Raw genomic sequence first — 20,145 nt, 5'->3', positions numbered from 1 at the left:
TTAAAAGAATCGAGGTGAATCAATTTGTTTAGGTTTACCTTTTGAATTTTTGTCACTACTATCCTTGCTAGTGTTCGCTCCACCTCTACCTAAATAGAATTTAAAGATAACCTCATGTGACCCATTATTATACTCACCAAGTAAATTTGTGTTATAATCATAAGAGTATCCTACAAACATAGAATTTGAAACTTGAAAACCAGCCAAACCACTAAATGCATTCTCTATTCGATAAGAAACGCCAGCGGTGAATACATCGGAAATTAAAAAGTTACTAGATAAGTTCACATTCACTGGTGAGCCTGCAAGTGTGTTTATTAAAAAGGCAGGTTTGAATTTAAGATTATCTGACAAATCAAAAACATAACCTCCAATAAAATTGAATTGTAATTTATCTTCTACAATAGACGCTACATCATCATTATAAACACCTTCGGTCAAGAAATTAGGAACTGATGCTCCTAAATACCAATTTTCAGAATACAAAAAGGCTCCCGCACCAACGGTAGGGTAAAACTTGCTTAACATTTCACCATTAAGATTTTCACCTGGATTCTCAAAAGTTCCTTTTGTTAAATCAACATTTAAAAAAGAACCTCCAGCATCGATTCCAAATGATAATTTAGTTTCATCTGAGACCATCACTTGGTATGAGTACGAAATATCGGCATAGGTTTGCGAAACAGGCCCTAGTTGATCACTGACAACATTAAGCCCGAGTCCAACTTTTTCATTCTTAAAAGGCAGATTAGCACCAAAACGAAAGGTTCTAGGTGCACCAGGTATATCAATCCATTGCGCCCTATAAAGCCCAGATAATTCTGGTGTCTCAACGGTGCCGACATAGGCTGGGTTAAAACTACCTATATTATACATGTATTGAGTATACTGCGGTTCTTTCTGTGCAAACGTGTTAAAGCCTAACAGAGAAAATAGCAAAAGTGCTACAGTATAACTCGATTTATTAAAGTTATAATCCATCATATATTTTATCTAATAAGCTGTATCCAACCCTTATCTAGAATTGCAGGTTCGTTATTAATACTATAATTCATAATATAAAAATAGGTACCCCTAGGCACTTCCTTACCTTTGTATGTCCCATCCCAGACATCGCCATCATTTACTTTTTCAGTTTCGAACACAAGATTACCGTAACGATCATAAATCTTTATGTTATACTGCAAAGTTACCTCTAACCGTGTAACAGGATCTGTACGGTTAATGCGCAAAATTTCGTTCTGGTTGTTTCCATTAGGCGAGAACTGATTATATAAGAATCCTGGGTCTGCCTGACTCTTTTCAATAACCTCAACTTCAACAGTAGCCTCATCGTTCAAGGGGTTACCATCTCTTGGAGAAGAACGTACAAGATTAACTGTATTATTGAATACCCCAGTTTGAGGAACTCTCGCCATAATTCTCAAAGTTGCAGTTTCATCAAGGTTTAGTGAAGGTATGGTCCAATTTCCTGTAGAGGCATCATATACACCATTTAAATCTGATTCTGCGGAAACAAACTCAAATCCGTTTTCTACTAAAATAAAATCGTTTAGAATAATATCAGTAACTACATCTGTTTGAGAAATATTAGTAACCTTAATTATGAATTCCACCTCATCACCTACCAACACCTTATTTGGTCGCGCTTCTTTCTCAACTAATAAATCAACACCTTCTGGCACCTCTGTATTTAAAGTTACAGTAGATTCATCATTGGCAGTATTGCCATCTGATGGTATAGACTCCAACAAAGTAGCCGTATTTTCGTATGGCCCTTCTTCAGAAACAGTAACTGTTATGGTAAGTACTGTAGACAAGCCCGCTTCAAGTTCCGCAATGTTCCACATACCTGAAACTTCATCATAATCAAGAGAGGATTTAGAAACAAAATCAAATCCTAGCTCTAATAAATCACCCACGACAATAGCTCTTGCAGTTCTATCAGATAAGTTTGTAACCGTTATTTCAAAAACAACAGTATCACCAATTTGTGCATCTTCATTATCCACAGATTTCAAAACTTCTAAATCTATTGGATCATCACAGTTTGGTGTTGCAACAGGGTCACAAGGGTCATCTGGATCAGAGCCATTTGTTTGTTCATCCAAATCGGACAAACCATCACCATCTGTATCACAAAACCCATTAAAACGGTTAGGTATACATGGATTGTTATTGGCCGGATCTTGTTGATTATTTACTCCGTCATTATCGGTATCCTCCGTATTTGAATCTAAAGCATCTATAACTCCATCACTATCCTCATCCAACGGATTCGCTATATCAGGACCAACTTCTACACCATCTTCAATTCCATCACCATCAGTATCTGGATTGTTAGGGTCTAAGCCTAAGGCAACTTCTTGACCACCTAAAAGTCCGTCGTTATCGTCATCCGATTCACAATCACTAACATTAATTATCACCTCTACCGTTGGGTTCACACAAGGTGCCGTAGAATTTGTAGTTGTAAATCTAAAAATATATGCTCCTGATGCCAAATCTTCAAAATCAACAACATTGGTAGAACTTATATTAATATTAGTCTCAGGCCCCGAAACGAATACCCAAACTCCAGGATCGGCACCAGTAAGTCTAGTATCTAAATCTATACTCGTTAGTCCGTTTGCCGTAACATTACAAATAGCGCCATTTTGTGCCGTACCTGTAGTTGCCTGAAATCCTATTCTAGCAATTACTGGTTGCCTTTCTGTAGTACATTCGTTTTCGGTAGCCTCTACATAATAGGTAGTTGTTGCAGTTAAAGATGGCGTTGTGTATGTTTCGCCCGTTGCTATTGGTGTAACTGCATCTAAAGAATCATACCAATTAACGGAAGCACCATCACTTGGCGTAACACTTAATAACAATGTTCCTGGCCCACAACGTTCATTACCCGTAATTGAAAGTATTTCTGGAATAATATTTCGAACAATTTGAACTTCAATATTACCACTTGCACAATTATTTGCCGCATCATAGAAAAAGCCATAATAGGAGGCCGGTGTGCTAATATTTTGAGCTTCTGCAGGGCTTAAGTGAGAAGTTATAGTTAGCGGATTTGAAACTCTACTCCATGTCAGAACGGTACCGCTAGGAGCTATACTCGTAGTGAAATCAAATAGATTGGCTGAAAAAGCACTACCCGTATCAACTACACAATAAATTGGAGAAACAGATGCATCTAAAACTGGCGCAGCAACACAATTATCATCATCATTTATTGTACCTATAGCTGTACCTCCATTTACTAGCTGTACATTATTGGTCGGTAAGCCTAATTGAACTTCAAAAGTTTCTGTATTTTCTAAAACTGCATCATTATTAATAGGTACCGTAATCGTCTTAGTTTCATTTGCTGTACCCGTAAAAATCAAGTTGCCGGGAGTACCAGTATAATCTGTACCACCTCCTGTAGCCGTATCATCAAAAAATGAGTATGATACTTGTGTACCGCCAACCACTGCAATATCTAAAACAACATTAAACACTAAATTCCCTGATACATCATCTTCATTTTGGGCATTATTTAAAATTGTCAATGTTGCAATATCATTATCTACATTGGTTACCGCAACATCTGCAATTGTAGTTTCGTTCAATCCATTATAATTCACATCAGATGAGGTAACATTACCTGTGATTATCGAATACCCTATATCCCCGTCCACGACGGAATCGTCAACGCCCGTTACCGTGACGGTAGTGTTCGTATTCCAGTTGGCCGGTGTTTTTAATACAGAAGCCGCAACCGTACCTTCACCAGTATTACTGCTGGAAAGCGCAATTGTTACATTATTGGTCGGTTGGCTGCCAAGAGTAACAGCAAAAGTAGCCGTCCCACCTGCCTCTGTCGTGTTTCCGCTAATCGCCGAAACATTTACCCCAACAACATCGTTATCCGAATTAATGACCGAAATATCAGCAACGGCAGCACCGTTCAAAGCATTATAGTTCGCATCAGCCGAGGTAACATTACCAGTGATAATTGAATAGCCTATATCCCCGTCCACGACCGAATCGTCGATGCCCGTTACCGTGACGGTAGTGTTCGTATTCCAGTTGGCCGGTGTTTTTAATACAGAAGCCGCAACCGTACCTTCACCAGTATTACTGCTGGAAAGCGCAATTGTTACATTATTGGTCGGTTGGCTGCCAAGAGTAACAGCAAAAGTGGCCGTTCCACCTGCCTCTGTAGTGTTTCCGCTTATTGGTGAAATATTTATACTGGCTACATCATTATCTTGGTTCGTAACCATTATATCCGGAACGTCCCCATTATTTAAGGAATCATAGTCAGAATCCGCAGAATTTAATATTCGTACTCTAATATCATCATCAATATCCCCATCTATAATATCATCATCTAAGCCAGTAACGAGCAAATCAGCTCCGGTATTCCAATTGGCTGGAGTAATAGTTATTGATGACGGCCCACCAGTCTCCGTATTATCATATTGGTCAATTTCAAGTTCAACATCCGCTGTTGGCTGGCTTGTTAGCGTAAATGTAAATACGGTAGTTCCTCCACCTTCAGTAGTAATTCCTGTTGTAGTATTGACATTTACACCCGCTTGATCATCATCAATATTAATAACAGAAACATCTCCAACAATACCACCACCCAAAGCATCATAGTTGGCATCCGTTGAAGTCACATTCCCAGTCACAATTGTATAATTAATATTTCCGTCAATAATAGAGTCGTCTATTCCCGTAACAGTGACCGAAACTCCTGTATTCCAATTTGAAACAGGTATTATAACGTTATTGGGAACGGTTCCCTCTGCCGTATTACTACTAGTCAGTGCAACGGTTACTGGTGCCGAAGGCTGGCTGTCCAAAGTTACAGTAAAGAAAGCTGTGGTTCCATCTTCACCTGTATTCCCACTAATTGCAGTTACATTTACACCCGCTACATCGTTATCGACAATATTAACTATTGCAGAACTATTTCCGGGATCAATCATATAACCTCCATTCAAATCAATACTCCATACAACGGTCTCTGTATTTTCGATAATATTATCATCGATAACACTGACCCCAACCAAAGCCGTACCAGAGCCACCACCATTGGTTAATATTCGAACTGAAGATGGTAGCCCCGAAAAATCATCACCAACATCAGCAGTGCTAGCACCATCAATTGATAAAAATACATCATAAAATGAAAAGTTATCACCATCCACAAGTACTTGGTAAGAACCATTCACGGGACCTTCCTCATCGGCATTGGGTTGAACTGCAGTAATGGATACCGTTACTTGACCGAAAACACCTCCTAGTGAAACTGAAAGGAAAAGCAAACCAAAAACCAAAAAAGACCTGTTAAAGATAGTCTTTACAGTAGTGTTCAAGAAACTTGAAAGTATTTTCATTTTCATAGTGCAAATTTTCAATTCCAATTTTCAAATTGGAATTAACAGATAACGTTTCCAACCAAAAACAAGGGCCTCAATATTACAAAAAAATCAAGGTAAACCGCTCACAAACAGTCAAAAAAAGGATTTATGGGTTAAATGGTACTAATAAGGAAACAATGCCTAATCTGTAAGCTCTGGGGATTGCGTTGTAACCGACGGTTCAATTTTTCTTACTAAACCTTGCAATACTTTACCCGGTCCTATTTCAGTAAAAATTGTAGCACCATCTTTCACCATTTGCTGAACACTCTGTGTCCATTTTACAGGTGCAGTCAACTGCAACATTAAGTTTTTCTTAATCTCAACAGAACTATTTACTGCAGTTGTCGGCACATTTTGATAAATAGGGCAACTTGGGTTTGCGAAGTTAGTATTGTCAATCGCAGCTGCTAATTCTTCTCGTGCAGGCTCCATTAAAGGGGAGTGAAAAGCACCACCTACCGGCAACATTAATGCACGTCTCGCACCTGCTTCTTTCAATTTCTCACAAGCTTGCTCTACCGCAGCTATCTCCCCTGAAATTACTAACTGACCAGGACAGTTATAATTTGCAGCTACTACAATACCTGAAGTTTCTGCACATATTTTTTCAACTATATTATCTTCTAAACCTAAAACCGCAGCCATTGTAGAAGGCTTAAGCTCACAGGCTTTTTGCATTGCCAAAGCACGTTGTGAAACCAACCTTAGTCCGTCTTCAAAACTTAGCGTATTATTCGCTACAAGTGCAGAAAATTCACCCAAAGAATGACCAGCTACCATATCTGGCTGAAACGAATCTCCCATTACTTTACTCAAGATAATAGAGTGTAAAAATATAGCAGGTTGTGTAACTTTCGTCTCTTTTAATCCTTCTGCAGTACCACTGAACATTACCTCTGTAATATCGAAGCCTAAAATATCATTTGCCTTTAAAAATAACTCTTTGGCAATAGGATATTTCTCATACAAATCAAGTCCCATTCCAACAAATTGAGCACCTTGCCCAGGAAAAACATATGCGTTCATAACTTTTAGTTTTGGTGCGGCAAAAATACGGATTTTAGTCAGACTCCAATATTCTAACTACGAATAACACTTATTCAGATTCTTTAAACCAACCAGAGTACATGGTATAAGCTTCTGCAATTCTATTTATTTCTCCTGAACTTAATTCGGGACTAATATCTTTTATTTTCTTGGCTGGCATACCCGCAAATATGCTTCCAGATGGTACATGAGTACCTTTAGTAAGTACAGCACCAGCTGCTATAATACTATTACTTTCCACAATACAATCATCCATAATAATACTACCCATACCAATCAACACATTATCATGAACGGTACACCCATGTACAATAGCATTATGCCCAATAGACACATTATCACCTATTGTCGTTGGTGATTTTTTATAGGTACAATGAATAACAGCCCCATCTTGAACATTAACCTTATCACCCATTTTTATGTAATGTACATCACCTCTTAATACGGCATTAAACCATACACTGCATTGCTTACCCATTATAACTTCACCTACAATAGTTGCATTTTCAGCAATAAAGCAATCTTCGCCTATTACAGGTTCTTTACCCTTAACACCTTTTATCATACTTTTTATTCTTTATTTTAATTAAAATAGGATAGAAAATCTTTCTTTTTAGATGCAGACACCATAACCTCTTTTCCATTAGACATAACCACACTACCGCCTTTTCCTTTTCTATATTTCACCACCTCATTTACATTCACCAAAAACGATTTATGCACACGGGCAAAAGGAAATTCCAATAAAGCATCTTCAAAATACTTTAAGGTTTTACTCACGAGTATTTTCTTGTTCAGCAAATAAATTTCGGTATAATTATCATCGGCCTTACAATATAGAATTTCAGAAACATTCAATATTTGAAATCCGTCTTGCTGGGGCAAAGTCAACTTGCCTTCTACGCCTTTTGACTTTGATGTTAAAACCCCACCCTCTAAACTTGCCTCTTTTTCCCGTACACCTTCTATATAATTAACTGCATTAATTAATTCATCAATATTTATGGGCTTTGTTAAATAATATGCAGCATGATTATTCAACGCATCTTTTGCATAATGGTCATAAGCTGTGACAAAGACGGTTTCAAAAGTTCTATTGGGTAACTGGTCTAATAAATCAAACGCATTACCAAAAGGCATCTCAACATCTAAGAAAACTATATCAAGACTATTTTTTTCTATGAGTACTAGTGCCTCTTGTATAGAAGCCACCTCACCTACCAAATCTATACTCGGACAATATTTGGTTATGTAATTCCTAAGAATTTCTCTACTATTGGCCTCATCTTCGACCAAAATTGCTTTCAAACTCATTTTTCTTTTTTTAATATAAAAAGCACCTTAGTTCCTGAACCATCCTTTTCTAAATCGGATATTTCAATATCAACTTTGTCTGAATACATATCGTTTAAAATCGCGACACGTTTTTTTATAATACCCATACCCTTCGATTTTTGCTTCTTTTGATTTTGAGTTTTGATGGATGCAGATTTCTTTCGACCGATACCATTGTCCATTATACATATAGCTATTGAATTGCTTGTGTTTTCTTTTACCGAAACCGACAACAAACCTTTAGTCTCTCTATACCTTAAACCATGCCATATGGCATTTTCAATATAGGGTTGCAATAACATTGGCGGTATTTGATACTTAGAAATTTGAACTTGTTCATCAACAGTAATTTTATAGTCAAACTTATCTTCAAACCGTGAATGTTCTAATTTCATATACAGTTCTAATTGCTGTAACTCTTTTTCTAATGGAATAAAATCTTCCTCAGAATTTTCAAGTACAGAGCGCATTAAAGTCGAGAAATCACTTAGGTACCTATTTGCACTACGCTCATCACTTTTAGAAATAAAATTATTCACAGAATTTAAGGCGTTGAATATAAAATGCGGGTTCATTTGTGACCTCAACGATTTTAAAGCCAATAAATTATTAGCCAATTTTTGTTGCTGATTACTTCGATAAAAGAAAAATGCCGCCAAAAGGGTCAACAACAGTCCGAAAATTAAAGAATAAATAACCCATTGCTGCCGTTTATTACTTTCTTGCACCAACTCTTGTTCGGTTAACGCCAAATCATATTTACTTTGAGACAATTCTCGCTCTTGTTCTAGTCCTGTTAGTCTATTTTGAGCGTTGGCAATTTCTCTATTAAATCTATTTGCCCTTGATATTTCTTGTTCCTTTCGAACATATAACGAATCAACTAATGAAACATACGACTGGTAAGTTTCTAAAGCCTTAGTGAAATCACCTTTTTCCTTATAAACCTCAGATAGCTTTCTAGTGGCATCTTTTTGAACAACGAGATCATCTTCTGAATCTGCCTCAACAATACTCCTTTCTAAAAACGGAATAGCTTCGTTATACTTATCTTGAGAAATGTAAGCATTCGCAATCTTATAATTTATACGCTGCGAGGTTATAGTATCACCCAGCTCTAGCTTTGAAATACTTGCATTGGGTGAGCTCAATTTTTTCAATTCTTGCAGGCTATTTTTACGCATCGTAATTTCTTCACTATACCTATTTTTTGCATTGTAAAAATCCGCTACTTTTTCCTTTTCCTGTAAAGCTCTTTTAGGCGCTTGTTGACTGGCTAATTCGAGTGAGTTTCCATAATATGCCTCAGCCTCTATAGTTTGATTACTTTGAGAATACGTATCGGCAATTTTAGAATTCAAATCCGTCATTTTCGAAGTAATCTGATTCTTATCAGCAATCAACAAGCCTCTACTATACAATTCAATAGCTTCAGAAACATTACTGTCGCCTTTTTTAGCATCGCCAAGTAATTCATAGAATTGAACACTTTGGTATGGTGGCATTGATTTGATTTCCAATAATGGATTCAACAATTCAATCGATTCTTTAAACCTCGACGTTAAATTATAGGCCCTACCCAATAATAAAGTGGTTGCAATAGTTTTATTGGCATCTAACGCATCTTCATAATTATCGATAGCTAAATCTAACTGCTTATGGTATTGGTATATTTCACCAAGTTTAGATAAAGACTTTGCCAGCTCTTGCTTTCTCCCCCTCTTACCCAATATACTAATAGATTGCGCTACATAATCGATACTTTTTTCAATGTTTTGACTTTTGTACTTTTCTGCAGAATCTAGTAATAATTGATGTTTCAGAGAAACATCGGGTACAGATTTAGATCTACTACTAATTGAAGATGTATCAAAATCTTCTACCAAAATAAGAACATCATCATTTTTATTTACCCTGTATCTTAGCGTCTCTATATTTTCATGTTGAATAGTAAGCTCATCACCTATATACGTTCTTATATTAAATTCACCGAGTCCATTTGTCAAGACTACACTTCCCATATTATTTGAAACAGATATTCCAGATATAGGTTTTCCAGAACTCTTTACCTCAACTCTACCTTTTAAATTAAACTTTACAGCGCCATTTTGTATTTGAGAATGACTTGCAAAAGTCCCCAAAACAAAACCGAGTAATATGTAGATCAATAAATTTTTCATTCGAAATGCTTACTGTAAACTTAGCTGATTTATATGGCACAAAAAAATATGAAAAACTCCAAAATCCATCTTTTAATCACCACTTTAATGAGTTAACAAACCCAGCGAACTACTTAACTAAGTGAGAAGGTGCGTTCACTCATTACTTTTATTTTACAAACTAATTAGCTTTTAGTTTTAACCTCGAATTTAAAACTGAAAAATATGAAAATCTTCAAATTAATGGGAACTTTAGCCATAGCATTCCTAACACTATCAACGGTATTTGCTTGTACTACTAATAATAAGAAAAAACCGATTACATTATTAGCCCAGGCAACCGAGTCGCCAAAACCGAAGAAAGACAACACTGTTCAAATAGCATTACTACTAGACACTAGTAATAGTATGGACGGATTAATTAACCAAGCCAAATCTCAACTTTGGGATATTGTAAATGAGTTTAGTTTAGCAAAATGCGGAAATGAAACTAGACCTAAATTACAGATTGCTCTTTATCAATATGGCAATGATAATCTTTCAGCGGAAGAAGGATATATTCAACAAGTACTAGCATTTAGTAGCGATCTTGATGAAATTTCTGAGAAATTATTTTCATTAACCACCAATGGCGGAGAAGAATATTGCGGTAAAGTTCTACAAACTTCATTACACCAATTACCTTGGAATAAGGACCCAGATTTATTACGTATGATTTTTATTGCGGGTAACGAGCCATTTGACCAAGGTCAATACAATTACAGAACAGCATTAACAAATGCCAACGAAAAAGACGTAATCGTAAACACTATTTTCTGTGGAAACTATGAACAAGGCATCAACACAGATTGGAAAAATGGCGCTACACTTACCGGTGGCGAGTATATGGCAATTGACCATAACAAAAAGGTAGTACATATTAAAACACCTTATGATGAAATCATTATAAAGCTTAACTCGCGACTTAATAAAACCTATATTTCATATGGTTCTTTGGGTAAATCAAAAATTATTGCTCAAGAAGTACAGGATGAAAATGCAATGTCGATGCAAGAAGCTGTTGCTGTAAAAAGAACGGTAAGTAAAAGCTCAAGGCTTTATAATAATAAAAAATGGGACTTGGTCGACGCCTATGATGATGCCGAATTTGAAATCAGCTCAATAGAGAAAGACGAATTACCAGAAGAGCTACAAAGTAAAAACGAAAACGAAATTAAGAGCTATGTGGCATCGAAGAAAAATGAGCGAGAAAAAATTCAAAAAGAAATAAAAGAGAATAACACAAAACGATTAGCGTATATCGCTGAAAACCAGAATAGCGACAAATCTGGTGAGTTAGAAAATGCAATGATCCAAGCGATTAAAAAACAAGCCGAATCAAAAAACTATAGTTGGGAATAAAATCAGAAAATAAGAAGGTCTGTTCGAATAGAGCAGGCCTTTTTTTAGTTCGCTGCCGGACAGAAACAATCGTATTTACGTTCGGTTTGTCCAAAATCGTAACCAATAGTAATTTGATGAAATCCTCCATTATCAAAACGGATATCACCCATTTGATATGAATAATTATAAGAAACCATAAAGTTACTAATATTGGCCCCTACTATGGGTGTTACGAGTTGTAAACGTTGTTCTCCAAAACCACTTGCAGTTTGAAACTGGGCACCATCAAAACTTCTTCTATAAGAAAGTCCGCCCCAAACACGACCAAAATCAACATCCTTATACACCTTGGCGTTGATATCCATGGTTTTCTCTTTAGTAAACTCAGTCATTTGAAACAATACTGAAGGTTCTACTTGCCATTCACTTTTTCCAAATACATACCCTGCAGAAACTAGATATCTTCTAATATTATCAATAACCAATTGGTCTGGATTATCTTGTCTATCTCTATAATATACATTTCTCTTACTACCCGTTAAAGCATTAGTCACTGCAAAATGAGTATAGAATTCTTGAAAATTATAAGAAATACCAATGTCAACATTGGTGTACGAAGCACTCAATTTTATTCCAGAAACAGCCGGATCCGGTGTTACAGACCTAAACTCAGTTTCATCTAAACTACTTTGTAAAATTGTACCACTTAATCCGAAAGACAATTGATTTAAAACTCGCATATCGCTACTACCCATTCTTAAATGGTGCGCATATGTTAACTTCAAACCTGTTTGAGAATGATATCCATTAGCATCATTAAAAATAATAGCCCCGACACCACTAGGTGTATCTCCTATTCTAAAATGTGCATTTATCGTTTGTAAACTAGGTGCATCATCGACATCGAACCACTGCTTTCTAGCAGTCGCCCTTATCTTTCCTCCTTCACCTATACCTGCCATTGAAGGAAATACCAAATAATAATTATCTGATAAATAATCAAAATAAACAGGAATACCCTCTTGTGCTATAGATTTTGAACCTATCATAAGCACGGTAAACAATAGTAGAATATGGTATCTCATCTTTGGGGTTATAAACTATACCTTAGTTTTGATAATATAAAGTGTATAACGAGTTAACCACAACATTATTATGTAGGACTAAACTAAGATTTCCTTCGTATTTTTACATAAATTAATTGAGAAATGAAAGAGTATTCTATTACGGTTGTTAAGACCAATAACCCCAACATACTAAAGTTCGAAACTAATCATCTATTAGTTCAACGAAAAAATTACGAATACAAAAATATTGACGAAGCCAAAGATTCACCTTTAGCACAACAATTATTTTATTTGCCATTTATTAAAACAGTTTATATTTCTGGCGATTTTATTGGCTTAGAAAGATATGATATTGTGAAATGGGAAGATGTAAAAGACGAAGTTGCACAACAATTGGTGGAGTATTTAAATGCCGGTGAACCAATTGTTCTAGAAGAAGATTTGGACAAACCGATACCTGTTACCGTTTATGCTGAGGTTACACCCAACCCTTCAACAATGAAGTTTGTTGCAAGTAAAAAAATCGTTGGTTCTGCATATGAATTTAAAAATTTAGATGAAGCCATAGATTCTAAGTTAGCGACAGCATTATTTCAATTTCCGTTTGTAAAACAAGTTTTTATTGATGAGAATTATGTTTCGGTATCAAAATATGAAGTTGCCGAATGGGATGATATCAACGTAGAATTAAGAGAGGTTATTAGAAATTTCATTGCTGACGGAAAAGAAATTGTCGCCGACAATGCAAAATCAATAGGTACTGAAGCTCAAGTATCTGAAACAGTTTCATCAGAAAATACAATTGCATTAGATGAGACATCTCAAGAGATTGTTGATATATTAGAGGAATATGTAAAACCAGCTGTAGCCAGTGATGGCGGCAATATTATGTTTAAATCATATGACAAGGAAAGTAAAACTGTAAACGTAATTTTACAAGGCGCCTGCAGTGGTTGCCCTTCTTCAACTTTTACTTTGAAAAACGGTATTGAGACCATGCTTAAAAATATGATGGGCGACAAGGTTAATGAAGTTGTTGCTCTAAACGGCTAATAAATCATTGAAATGAATCAAAGGTTACCTTCTAATTTTGTAACTTAGAAGGAATCTAAAAATCATTAATTATGGCAGTTTTAAAAGTAATTGAAATATTAGCAAATTCTGACAATGGATGGGAAGACGCTGCAAAAAAAGCAGTTTCTGAAGCCTCTAAATCGGTGAAGAATATTAAATCGGTTTATATCAACGAACAAAGTGCTACTGTTGAAGATGGTAAAATCAAGAATTACAGAGTCAATGTTAAAATCACATTCGAAGTGAAATAATAAAATTTAAACAATTTTAAGAGCGCCTTTTGGCGCTTTTTTTTGTCCTAAACTCGAAAAATACACTCATGCCAAAGTCACCAAAATTCACCAATAATCTTGTCAAAGAAAGTAGTCCCTACTTATTACAACATGCCCATAACCCTGTAAATTGGGAAGCATGGAATACTGAATCGTTACAAAGGGCAAAAGACGAACAAAAGCTACTATTAATAAGCATTGGTTATGCAGCATGTCACTGGTGCCATGTAATGGAGCACGAGTGTTTTGAAGATGAAGAAGTTGCAGATGCCATGAACTCCCATTTTATCAACATTAAGGTCGACCGAGAAGAAAGACCCGATATCGACCATATTTATATGGATGCTTTACAAATGATGACTGGTAGCGGTGGCTGGCCTCTAAACATATTGGCACTACCAGATGGCCGACCTTTTTGGGGCGCTACATTTGTAAAAAAACAAGAGTGGATTCAGGTATTAAATCAGTTACAAGATCTATATAAAAATAATCCTAAAAAAATTATTGGGTATGCCGAAAACATGGCACATGGTCTAAAAGAAATAAATACCATAGCCATTGAAGAAAATAGTGATTTCATAAAAACTTCAGCTATAACAGAAATAGTAAAAGATTGGTCTACTTATTTCGACACTTTTTTAGGAGGTTACAAAAGAGCTCCAAAATTTATGATGCCAGTAAATTTAAATTTCCTATTGCATTATGGGCATTCACAAAAAGATAAAGAAATTAATGAATATATACATACCACTTTAACTAGAATGGCATGGGGTGGCGTTTTTGACCATGTTGGCGGTGGTTTTTCAAGATACGCTGTAGATACTAAATGGCATGTTCCCCATTTTGAAAAAATGCTTTATGACAACGGATTACTAATTAGTCTGTATGCCAAGGCATATGCTTCAACTAAAAATACCCTCTATAAAAATGTAGTACAAAAATCTATTTCTTTTCTTAAAGAAGAACTTTTAGATGTAAGCAATAGTTTTTACTCATCATTAGATGCCGATAGTATATCAGAAACTGGAAAATTGGTAGAAGGTGCATTTTATGTTTGGAAGGAAAAACAACTTAAGGATATACTTAAAGATGACTACCCTCTTTTTAGGGATTTTTATAATATAAATTCATATGGGTATTGGGAAGAAGATAATTACGTTTTAATTAGAGATGCGGAAACTACAAAAATTGCCAAGAGACATGATTTGACAGAAGAAATAGTATTCCAAACAATAACAAAAGATTTAAAAATATTAAAAAAAGAACGAGAAAAAAGAGATAAACCAAGGCTTGATGATAAAATTTTAACCTCTTGGAATGGTCTTGCTCTTAAAGGACTGACAGATGCCTATAGATATTTACATGACAAAGAGTATTTAGAATTGGCACTACAGAATGCACATTTCATCCTTTCAAAGTTAATTGATGAAAATGGCGGTCTTTACCATAATCATAAAAATGGCAAGAGCACAATTTCCGGTTTTCTAGAAGATTATGCTGCTGTCATTGATGGTTTCTTAAGTCTCTATGAAGTGACTTATGATGAAGCCTGGTTAAGTCATAGTCTGAAATTAACGCACTACGTAATCGATAATTTTTCAGACACCTCTACAGGATTGTTTTATTTCACCTCGAATAAAGAAGAAATCATTATTCGAAAAACTATAGAGGTTGCTGACAATGTCATACCCTCATCCAATTCTATTATGGCCCAAAACCTTTTAAAGCTTTCAAAATATTTTCCAGAAGAAGGCTTTGATGTGAGATTGAATCAGATCATGAAAACGATGAAGAAATCAATTATCGATAATCCTCAAAATCATGCTAACTGGCTACATTTATCGCTATTAATGAGTCAAGATTTTAACGAAGTGGTCGTTATCGGTGAAAATTTTGAACCCATATGCAAAGCCCTAATGAATACGTACTTGCCAAACACTATATTTGCCGCTTCAAATTCTAAGACTAGCAACCTACCCTTGTTAATGCATAGATATGTCGAAAACAAGACATTAATATACGTTTGCAAACATGGCACTTGCCAATTACCAGTTGAAGAAACCGAGAAAGCCTTGAAATTAATTTAGGCTAAAATCTAACAATTATTTCTTCTTAACATATTGATTTTTCACACAACAATTGTTAGGTAATAAGTAATTAAAAATTAAAAGTGACTATGGATAAAATAATGAATCTTCAAGAACATGCAGATAAAGCCTTAGATTGGATGTGGGCCGTATTGCCTAACATAGTAATTGCGCTTTTTCTATTATTTGCAGGTACATACGTTATACGTTTCATCAATAAAATTGTGCGTAAGTTCTTTTTAAAGAAAGACTATGATTTGGCTTTAGAGACTTTTCTACAAAGCTTTATCAGTATAGCATTAAAAATGATATTGTTTGTACTTGTTATTACTCAATTAGGAGTTCAGACAACCTCTTTAGTAGCGGTACTTGCTTCAGCAGGTTTGGCAATTGGTCTGGCATTACAAGGGTCATTGGCGAATTTTGCTGGTGGTGTACTCATATTATTATTCAAACCTTTTAAAATTGGAGATTGGATATCCGCTCAGGGTGTTGATGGAACCGTAAGGGAAATATCAATTTTCACCACTAAATTGAGTACGTTCGGGAACCAAATTGCCGTAATACCAAATGGTCAACTTTCTAATAATACTATCGTTAACTATAATGGTTTAGACACTAGAAGAGATAAAATTGATGTTGGAATAGGTTATGGATCTAATATAAAACAAGCTAAAGAAATTCTATTAGCAATTTGCAACGAAGGTGAGACCATTCTTAAAGCACCAGTCCCTGAAGTTTATGTAGGCGAATTAGCTGATAGCTCGGTAAACCTCACCTTACGTTTTTGGGCAAAAAATCCAGATTTTTGGGCAGCACATTTTTATGTAATGGAAGAAATCAAATATCGATTTGATGCTGCAGGTATTGAAATACCATTTCCGCAGCGTGTCCTTACGCAACTGAAAAATTAAGACATAATCTCTATAATTTAAAAGCCCTTGATTCTTCAAGGGCTTTTTTTATAAAAAACTTAAAGGAGCTACTTACTTTCTTTTGGTCTGTAAAACAAAGTCCTTTAAATAATAAGGTTCGAAATAAGCAACATCCTCAAAATCTTTATTTTTAAATTTATAGGATGATATCGGTGCCATTTCTTTTGCCGATGGCACAACATCAAGATGAAAGATAAGATTGTCATTATTGAAAACTCCTTTAATCTTCTCTGCTCCACTTCCAAGAAAATGCACAGAGTTTGAACTTATATATTTTTCAAAAGATTGTTCATCTATAATTTCTGCCTTTGTCTCCCTAATTTGTTGTAGCTGATTATCGAAAACTGCAGAATACACTTCCATACGCCTAGCATCTAGAACTGGTATAATAATAGCTTCATCATTTATGATATCTAATTGTGCTGCCATACTTTTCAATGTAGAAACAGAAATTAACGGTATGTCTAAAGCGTAACACAGCCCTTTTGCTGCAGAAACTCCGATTCGGAGTCCCGTATAAGAACCCGGACCTTTACTCACTGCTATAGCGTCTAAATCTTCCAATTTAATAGCAGCTTCCTTAATCACTTCTTCAATAAACACATGTAATTTTTCGGCATGTGAGTAGTTAGCCGAATTCAATTCTTTCAGTGCCAAAATAACGCCATCTTTTGCTATGCAAACAGAACAGTTCGTCGAAGATGTTTCTAAATTTAATATTAAGCCCATGTTGCAAAGGTATTACATACTATAAAATGAAAAAGCCTGTAACGATAAAATGTTACAGGCCTTTTCATTCTTTTAGTTACCACTATTCTAAAGAAATAGGAATACCGAAATAAAATTCCAATATTTTTAATCTAAAGATATAATCATACTTAGCACGTATTAAATCAGCTTCGGCATTATCAACAAGTGATTGTGATTGACTAAATTCAAAGGCATTCATTAATCCTACATCGTAACGTTCTTTAGAATATTGAAAAGCAAGTGTTCTTGCCTCCAACGTTTTTTCTGCTGCTTGAAATGCCTTAAAAAAATTAGTGACATTTACATAGGCTTGGTTTACATCAGTCTCTAACTGCAACTTTGTTTTTTCATAATCAATTTGAGCAATGTCAATACTAATTTGTGAACGCTTAATATTGTTTCTAACACTCCATCCATTAAAAATAGGAATGTTCATTTGCGCTCCATAAGAAATACCATCGTTAATATATAACTGGTCTTTAAAAGGAATTTTCTCTCCAGTAAAGGGGTCATTATTTTGATCAGAATATCTAGTGTTATAATTAATAAATGCTCCTACACTCGGGTATTTGGCACCCTTAGCAATTTCTAAGTCTTTTTGAGCCAATTCTACTCCTGTCAAAGCAAATTGTATATCATTTCTAAAGGTTAATGCTTTATCAAAAATAACCTTAGCAGAGTTGTTCAATATATCCGATGGAGGAATATCAAACTCTTCTTCTGCAATATCAAAATTTTCGTAATCTGTAATACTTAGTAACTGTGCTAAACTAATTTTTGAAATTAAGATTAAATTCTGCGCATTAATCATTTGCTGTTCTTGAGTTGCAGCAGTAGCTTCTATTTGTAATAAATCGCCACTAGGCAAAACACCAGAATCCACTAAGTCTTTAGTACGCTTTAAATCTTGTTCGGTAATAGCCAATTGAGCCTTAAAGACTTTTAAAGATTCTTTATTTGCTAAAACATTTAAATAAGCATTGGCGACACTTAGCTTTATATCATCTTTACTATCGTCTAATCTATACTGACTACTAATTGCCGTTAGTTTGGCTCTTTCGATTCTATTATAATTTTGAAGACCATCAAAAAGTGTCACTGATGAAGTCATACTTCCCGAAGCAGAAAAGATAGTTGCTGAAACTAAATTATTGGTAGTAGGGTCTAATGCAAGTCCTGTATTTGCAGATGCACTTATAGAACTATTTAAACTTGGCAATAATGCTCCTGTTGCATCAGATTTATCTAATGCGGCATTTTCTAAATCCAACTCAAACTGCTTAACAGTAAGGTTGTTCTCTACAGCATAATATACACACTCTTCTAGTGTCCATTTCTTTTGTTGTGCCATACCTACCACAACAGAAAATATCAGTAGTAATCCTGTGATTTTTACTTTCATTTTATTCTTTTTTAAACCAACCCAACTAAAGGTTGACCGATTCGTTTTTTGATTTGATTGATTGAATTAATCTTCATTAGTGCCTTTATCTTCACTTTTAGCCTCTAACTTATTCCATATTTTAATCTTGGCGTTTTCATCGATACCAGAAACAATTTCAACATCGATACCATCACTAACACCTAAAACCAACTCTTTCTTCTCAAACTCGTTCTCACCAGTTTCAACCTCTACATAAGGCTTATTAGTTTCTTTGTCAAATTGCAATAAAGCTTCCTTGATAGATAACACATCTTTCTTCTCTTCTAATACAATTGCTGCATTTGCACTATAGCCAGCACGTACATTTGTACTATCAGACACTACTAAATCCCCTTCTATCTTAAATTGAACAGCACCCTCTTCTTCAACACCTTTAGGTGCTATAAACTTTAATTTAGCATAAAATTTTTCATCTTGTAATGCACCCATACTAATTTCTAATGGCATGCCTACTTTTAATTTACCTACTTCTGCTTCATCAACTTCACCTTCAAATATCATTTTAGACATATCGGCAATTGTAGCAATAGTAGTACCATCATTAAAATTGTTACTCTGTATAACCTGATCCCCTACTTCAACAGGAATCTCTAATAAAGTACCTGTTACTGTAGCCCTTATATTTGTATTTGCACTTGATGAGCCACCTGCAGAACCAACTCTTATAATTTGATAATCTGCTTGTGCGTTCTGTAATTCTTGAATAGCTTGATCATATCTAAGTTTCAATGTATTGTAGTCTTGACTAGATATCACCCCTTTATCAAAAAGTGTTTTGTTGCGGTCATACTCAATTTTGGTATTTCCTAAAGCAATATTTGCGCTGTTAACCCTACCTTTTGCTTGATTTAAAGATTGTTCATTTGGCACAACTTTAATCGTAGCAATTAAGTCTCCTGCTTTTACTTCCGTACCTTCTTCCAAGTAAACTTTTTCAATGATACCTGAAATCTGAGGCTTAATTTCAATTTCATCTTGTGGTATTACCTTGCCGGTAACCACCACTTTATTTACGATATCTCTTTTTACAACTTGTTCTGTTTCATATGTTTTTAGAGGTGTGCTATTTTTCTTTAAAAAATAGACTACTGCAGCTAATATTCCTATAACCGCCACTCCTAGTAATCCGTACTTTACATACTTGTTCATGCTCAACTATTTGATTGTTATTTATTCTTTTC

15 protein-coding genes are annotated in these 20,145 nt (G+C 35.2%); 5 read left to right on the top strand and 10 right to left on the bottom strand.

Annotated elements, in window-relative coordinates; translation table 11 throughout:
• The 6 genes from AAC084_RS07065 to AAC084_RS07040 all read right to left on the bottom strand — a co-directional run bounded on the left by AAC084_RS07065 (position 1) and on the right by AAC084_RS07040 (position 9,973).
• Positions 1-984, bottom strand: a complete 984-nt coding sequence (locus tag AAC084_RS07065) for a type IX secretion system membrane protein PorP/SprF (protein ID WP_339838789.1) — start codon at positions 982-984, stop codon at positions 1-3.
• A gap of 5 nt (positions 985-989) precedes the next feature.
• Complete coding sequence (locus AAC084_RS07060; protein WP_339838786.1) at positions 990-5,390, bottom strand: gliding motility-associated C-terminal domain-containing protein; 4,401 nt, start codon at positions 5,388-5,390, stop codon at positions 990-992.
• Positions 5,391-5,549: 159 nt separating this feature from the next.
• The gene (gene fabD / locus AAC084_RS07055; RefSeq protein ID WP_339838783.1) at positions 5,550-6,437 is read right to left on the bottom strand and encodes an ACP S-malonyltransferase; all 888 of its coding nucleotides are present in this window, start codon (positions 6,435-6,437) and stop codon (positions 5,550-5,552) included.
• Between the two features lie 70 nt (positions 6,438-6,507).
• Positions 6,508-7,023 (bottom strand): gamma carbonic anhydrase family protein, encoded by a 516-nt coding sequence (locus AAC084_RS07050; RefSeq protein ID WP_339838781.1) that lies wholly within the window; start codon positions 7,021-7,023, stop codon positions 6,508-6,510.
• A gap of 17 nt (positions 7,024-7,040) precedes the next feature.
• Positions 7,041-7,772: a LytTR family DNA-binding domain-containing protein gene (locus AAC084_RS07045; protein ID WP_339838779.1), complete on the bottom strand. Its 732-nt coding sequence runs from the start codon at positions 7,770-7,772 to the stop codon at positions 7,041-7,043.
• On the bottom strand, positions 7,769-9,973 hold the full coding sequence (locus tag AAC084_RS07040; protein WP_339838776.1) for a histidine kinase: 2,205 nt from the start codon (positions 9,971-9,973) through the stop codon (positions 7,769-7,771). The genes AAC084_RS07045 and AAC084_RS07040 overlap by 4 nt, the downstream gene beginning before the upstream one ends.
• Positions 9,974-10,177: 204 nt before the next feature.
• Here AAC084_RS07040 and AAC084_RS07035 point away from each other — a divergent pair, with 204 nt between their 5' ends.
• A complete protein-coding gene (locus AAC084_RS07035) occupies positions 10,178-11,353 on the top strand; it encodes a vWA domain-containing protein (RefSeq protein WP_339838773.1) in 1,176 nt (391 codons plus the stop codon).
• Between the two features lie 44 nt (positions 11,354-11,397).
• On the opposite strand, the gene AAC084_RS07030 is transcribed toward AAC084_RS07035, so the two are convergent.
• Positions 11,398-12,420, bottom strand: a complete 1,023-nt coding sequence (locus tag AAC084_RS07030) for a type IX secretion system membrane protein PorP/SprF (protein WP_339838770.1) — start codon at positions 12,418-12,420, stop codon at positions 11,398-11,400.
• Positions 12,421-12,543: 123 nt separating this feature from the next.
• On the opposite strand from AAC084_RS07030, the gene AAC084_RS07025 reads away from it, so the two are divergent.
• From AAC084_RS07025 to AAC084_RS07010, 4 genes are all read left to right on the top strand, one after another.
• The gene (locus tag AAC084_RS07025) at positions 12,544-13,455 is read left to right on the top strand and encodes a NifU family protein (RefSeq protein ID WP_339838767.1); all 912 of its coding nucleotides are present in this window, start codon (positions 12,544-12,546) and stop codon (positions 13,453-13,455) included.
• Between the two features lie 71 nt (positions 13,456-13,526).
• Positions 13,527-13,727, top strand: a complete 201-nt coding sequence (locus AAC084_RS07020) for a dodecin family protein (RefSeq protein WP_027064938.1) — start codon at positions 13,527-13,529, stop codon at positions 13,725-13,727.
• A gap of 68 nt (positions 13,728-13,795) precedes the next feature.
• Positions 13,796-15,835 (top strand): thioredoxin domain-containing protein, encoded by a 2,040-nt coding sequence (locus AAC084_RS07015; RefSeq protein WP_339838764.1) that lies wholly within the window; start codon positions 13,796-13,798, stop codon positions 15,833-15,835.
• 89 nt (positions 15,836-15,924) lie between these two features.
• A complete protein-coding gene (locus tag AAC084_RS07010; protein ID WP_339838761.1) occupies positions 15,925-16,749 on the top strand; it encodes a mechanosensitive ion channel domain-containing protein in 825 nt (274 codons plus the stop codon).
• Positions 16,750-16,821: 72 nt separating this feature from the next.
• Here AAC084_RS07010 and tsaB read toward each other — a convergent pair whose 3' ends face one another.
• The 3 genes from tsaB to AAC084_RS06995 form a co-directional block, all read right to left on the bottom strand.
• Positions 16,822-17,499 (bottom strand): tRNA (adenosine(37)-N6)-threonylcarbamoyltransferase complex dimerization subunit type 1 TsaB, encoded by a 678-nt coding sequence (tsaB, locus tag AAC084_RS07005; RefSeq protein ID WP_339838759.1) that lies wholly within the window; start codon positions 17,497-17,499, stop codon positions 16,822-16,824.
• Between the two features lie 82 nt (positions 17,500-17,581).
• Positions 17,582-18,922: a TolC family protein gene (locus AAC084_RS07000; protein WP_339838756.1), complete on the bottom strand. Its 1,341-nt coding sequence runs from the start codon at positions 18,920-18,922 to the stop codon at positions 17,582-17,584.
• A 66-nt stretch (positions 18,923-18,988) separates the two neighbouring features.
• Positions 18,989-20,113 carry an efflux RND transporter periplasmic adaptor subunit gene (locus AAC084_RS06995; protein ID WP_339838753.1) on the bottom strand — a complete coding sequence of 375 codons (1,125 nt, stop codon included), beginning with the start codon at positions 20,111-20,113 and terminating at the stop codon, positions 18,989-18,991.
• Between the last annotated feature and the right edge of the window lie 32 nt (positions 20,114-20,145).

Source organism: uncultured Maribacter sp. (assembly GCF_963977385.1).
Taxonomy (GTDB): Bacteria; Bacteroidota; Bacteroidia; order Flavobacteriales; family Flavobacteriaceae; genus Maribacter.
This window is presented reverse-complemented; position numbering and strand designations above follow the sequence as displayed.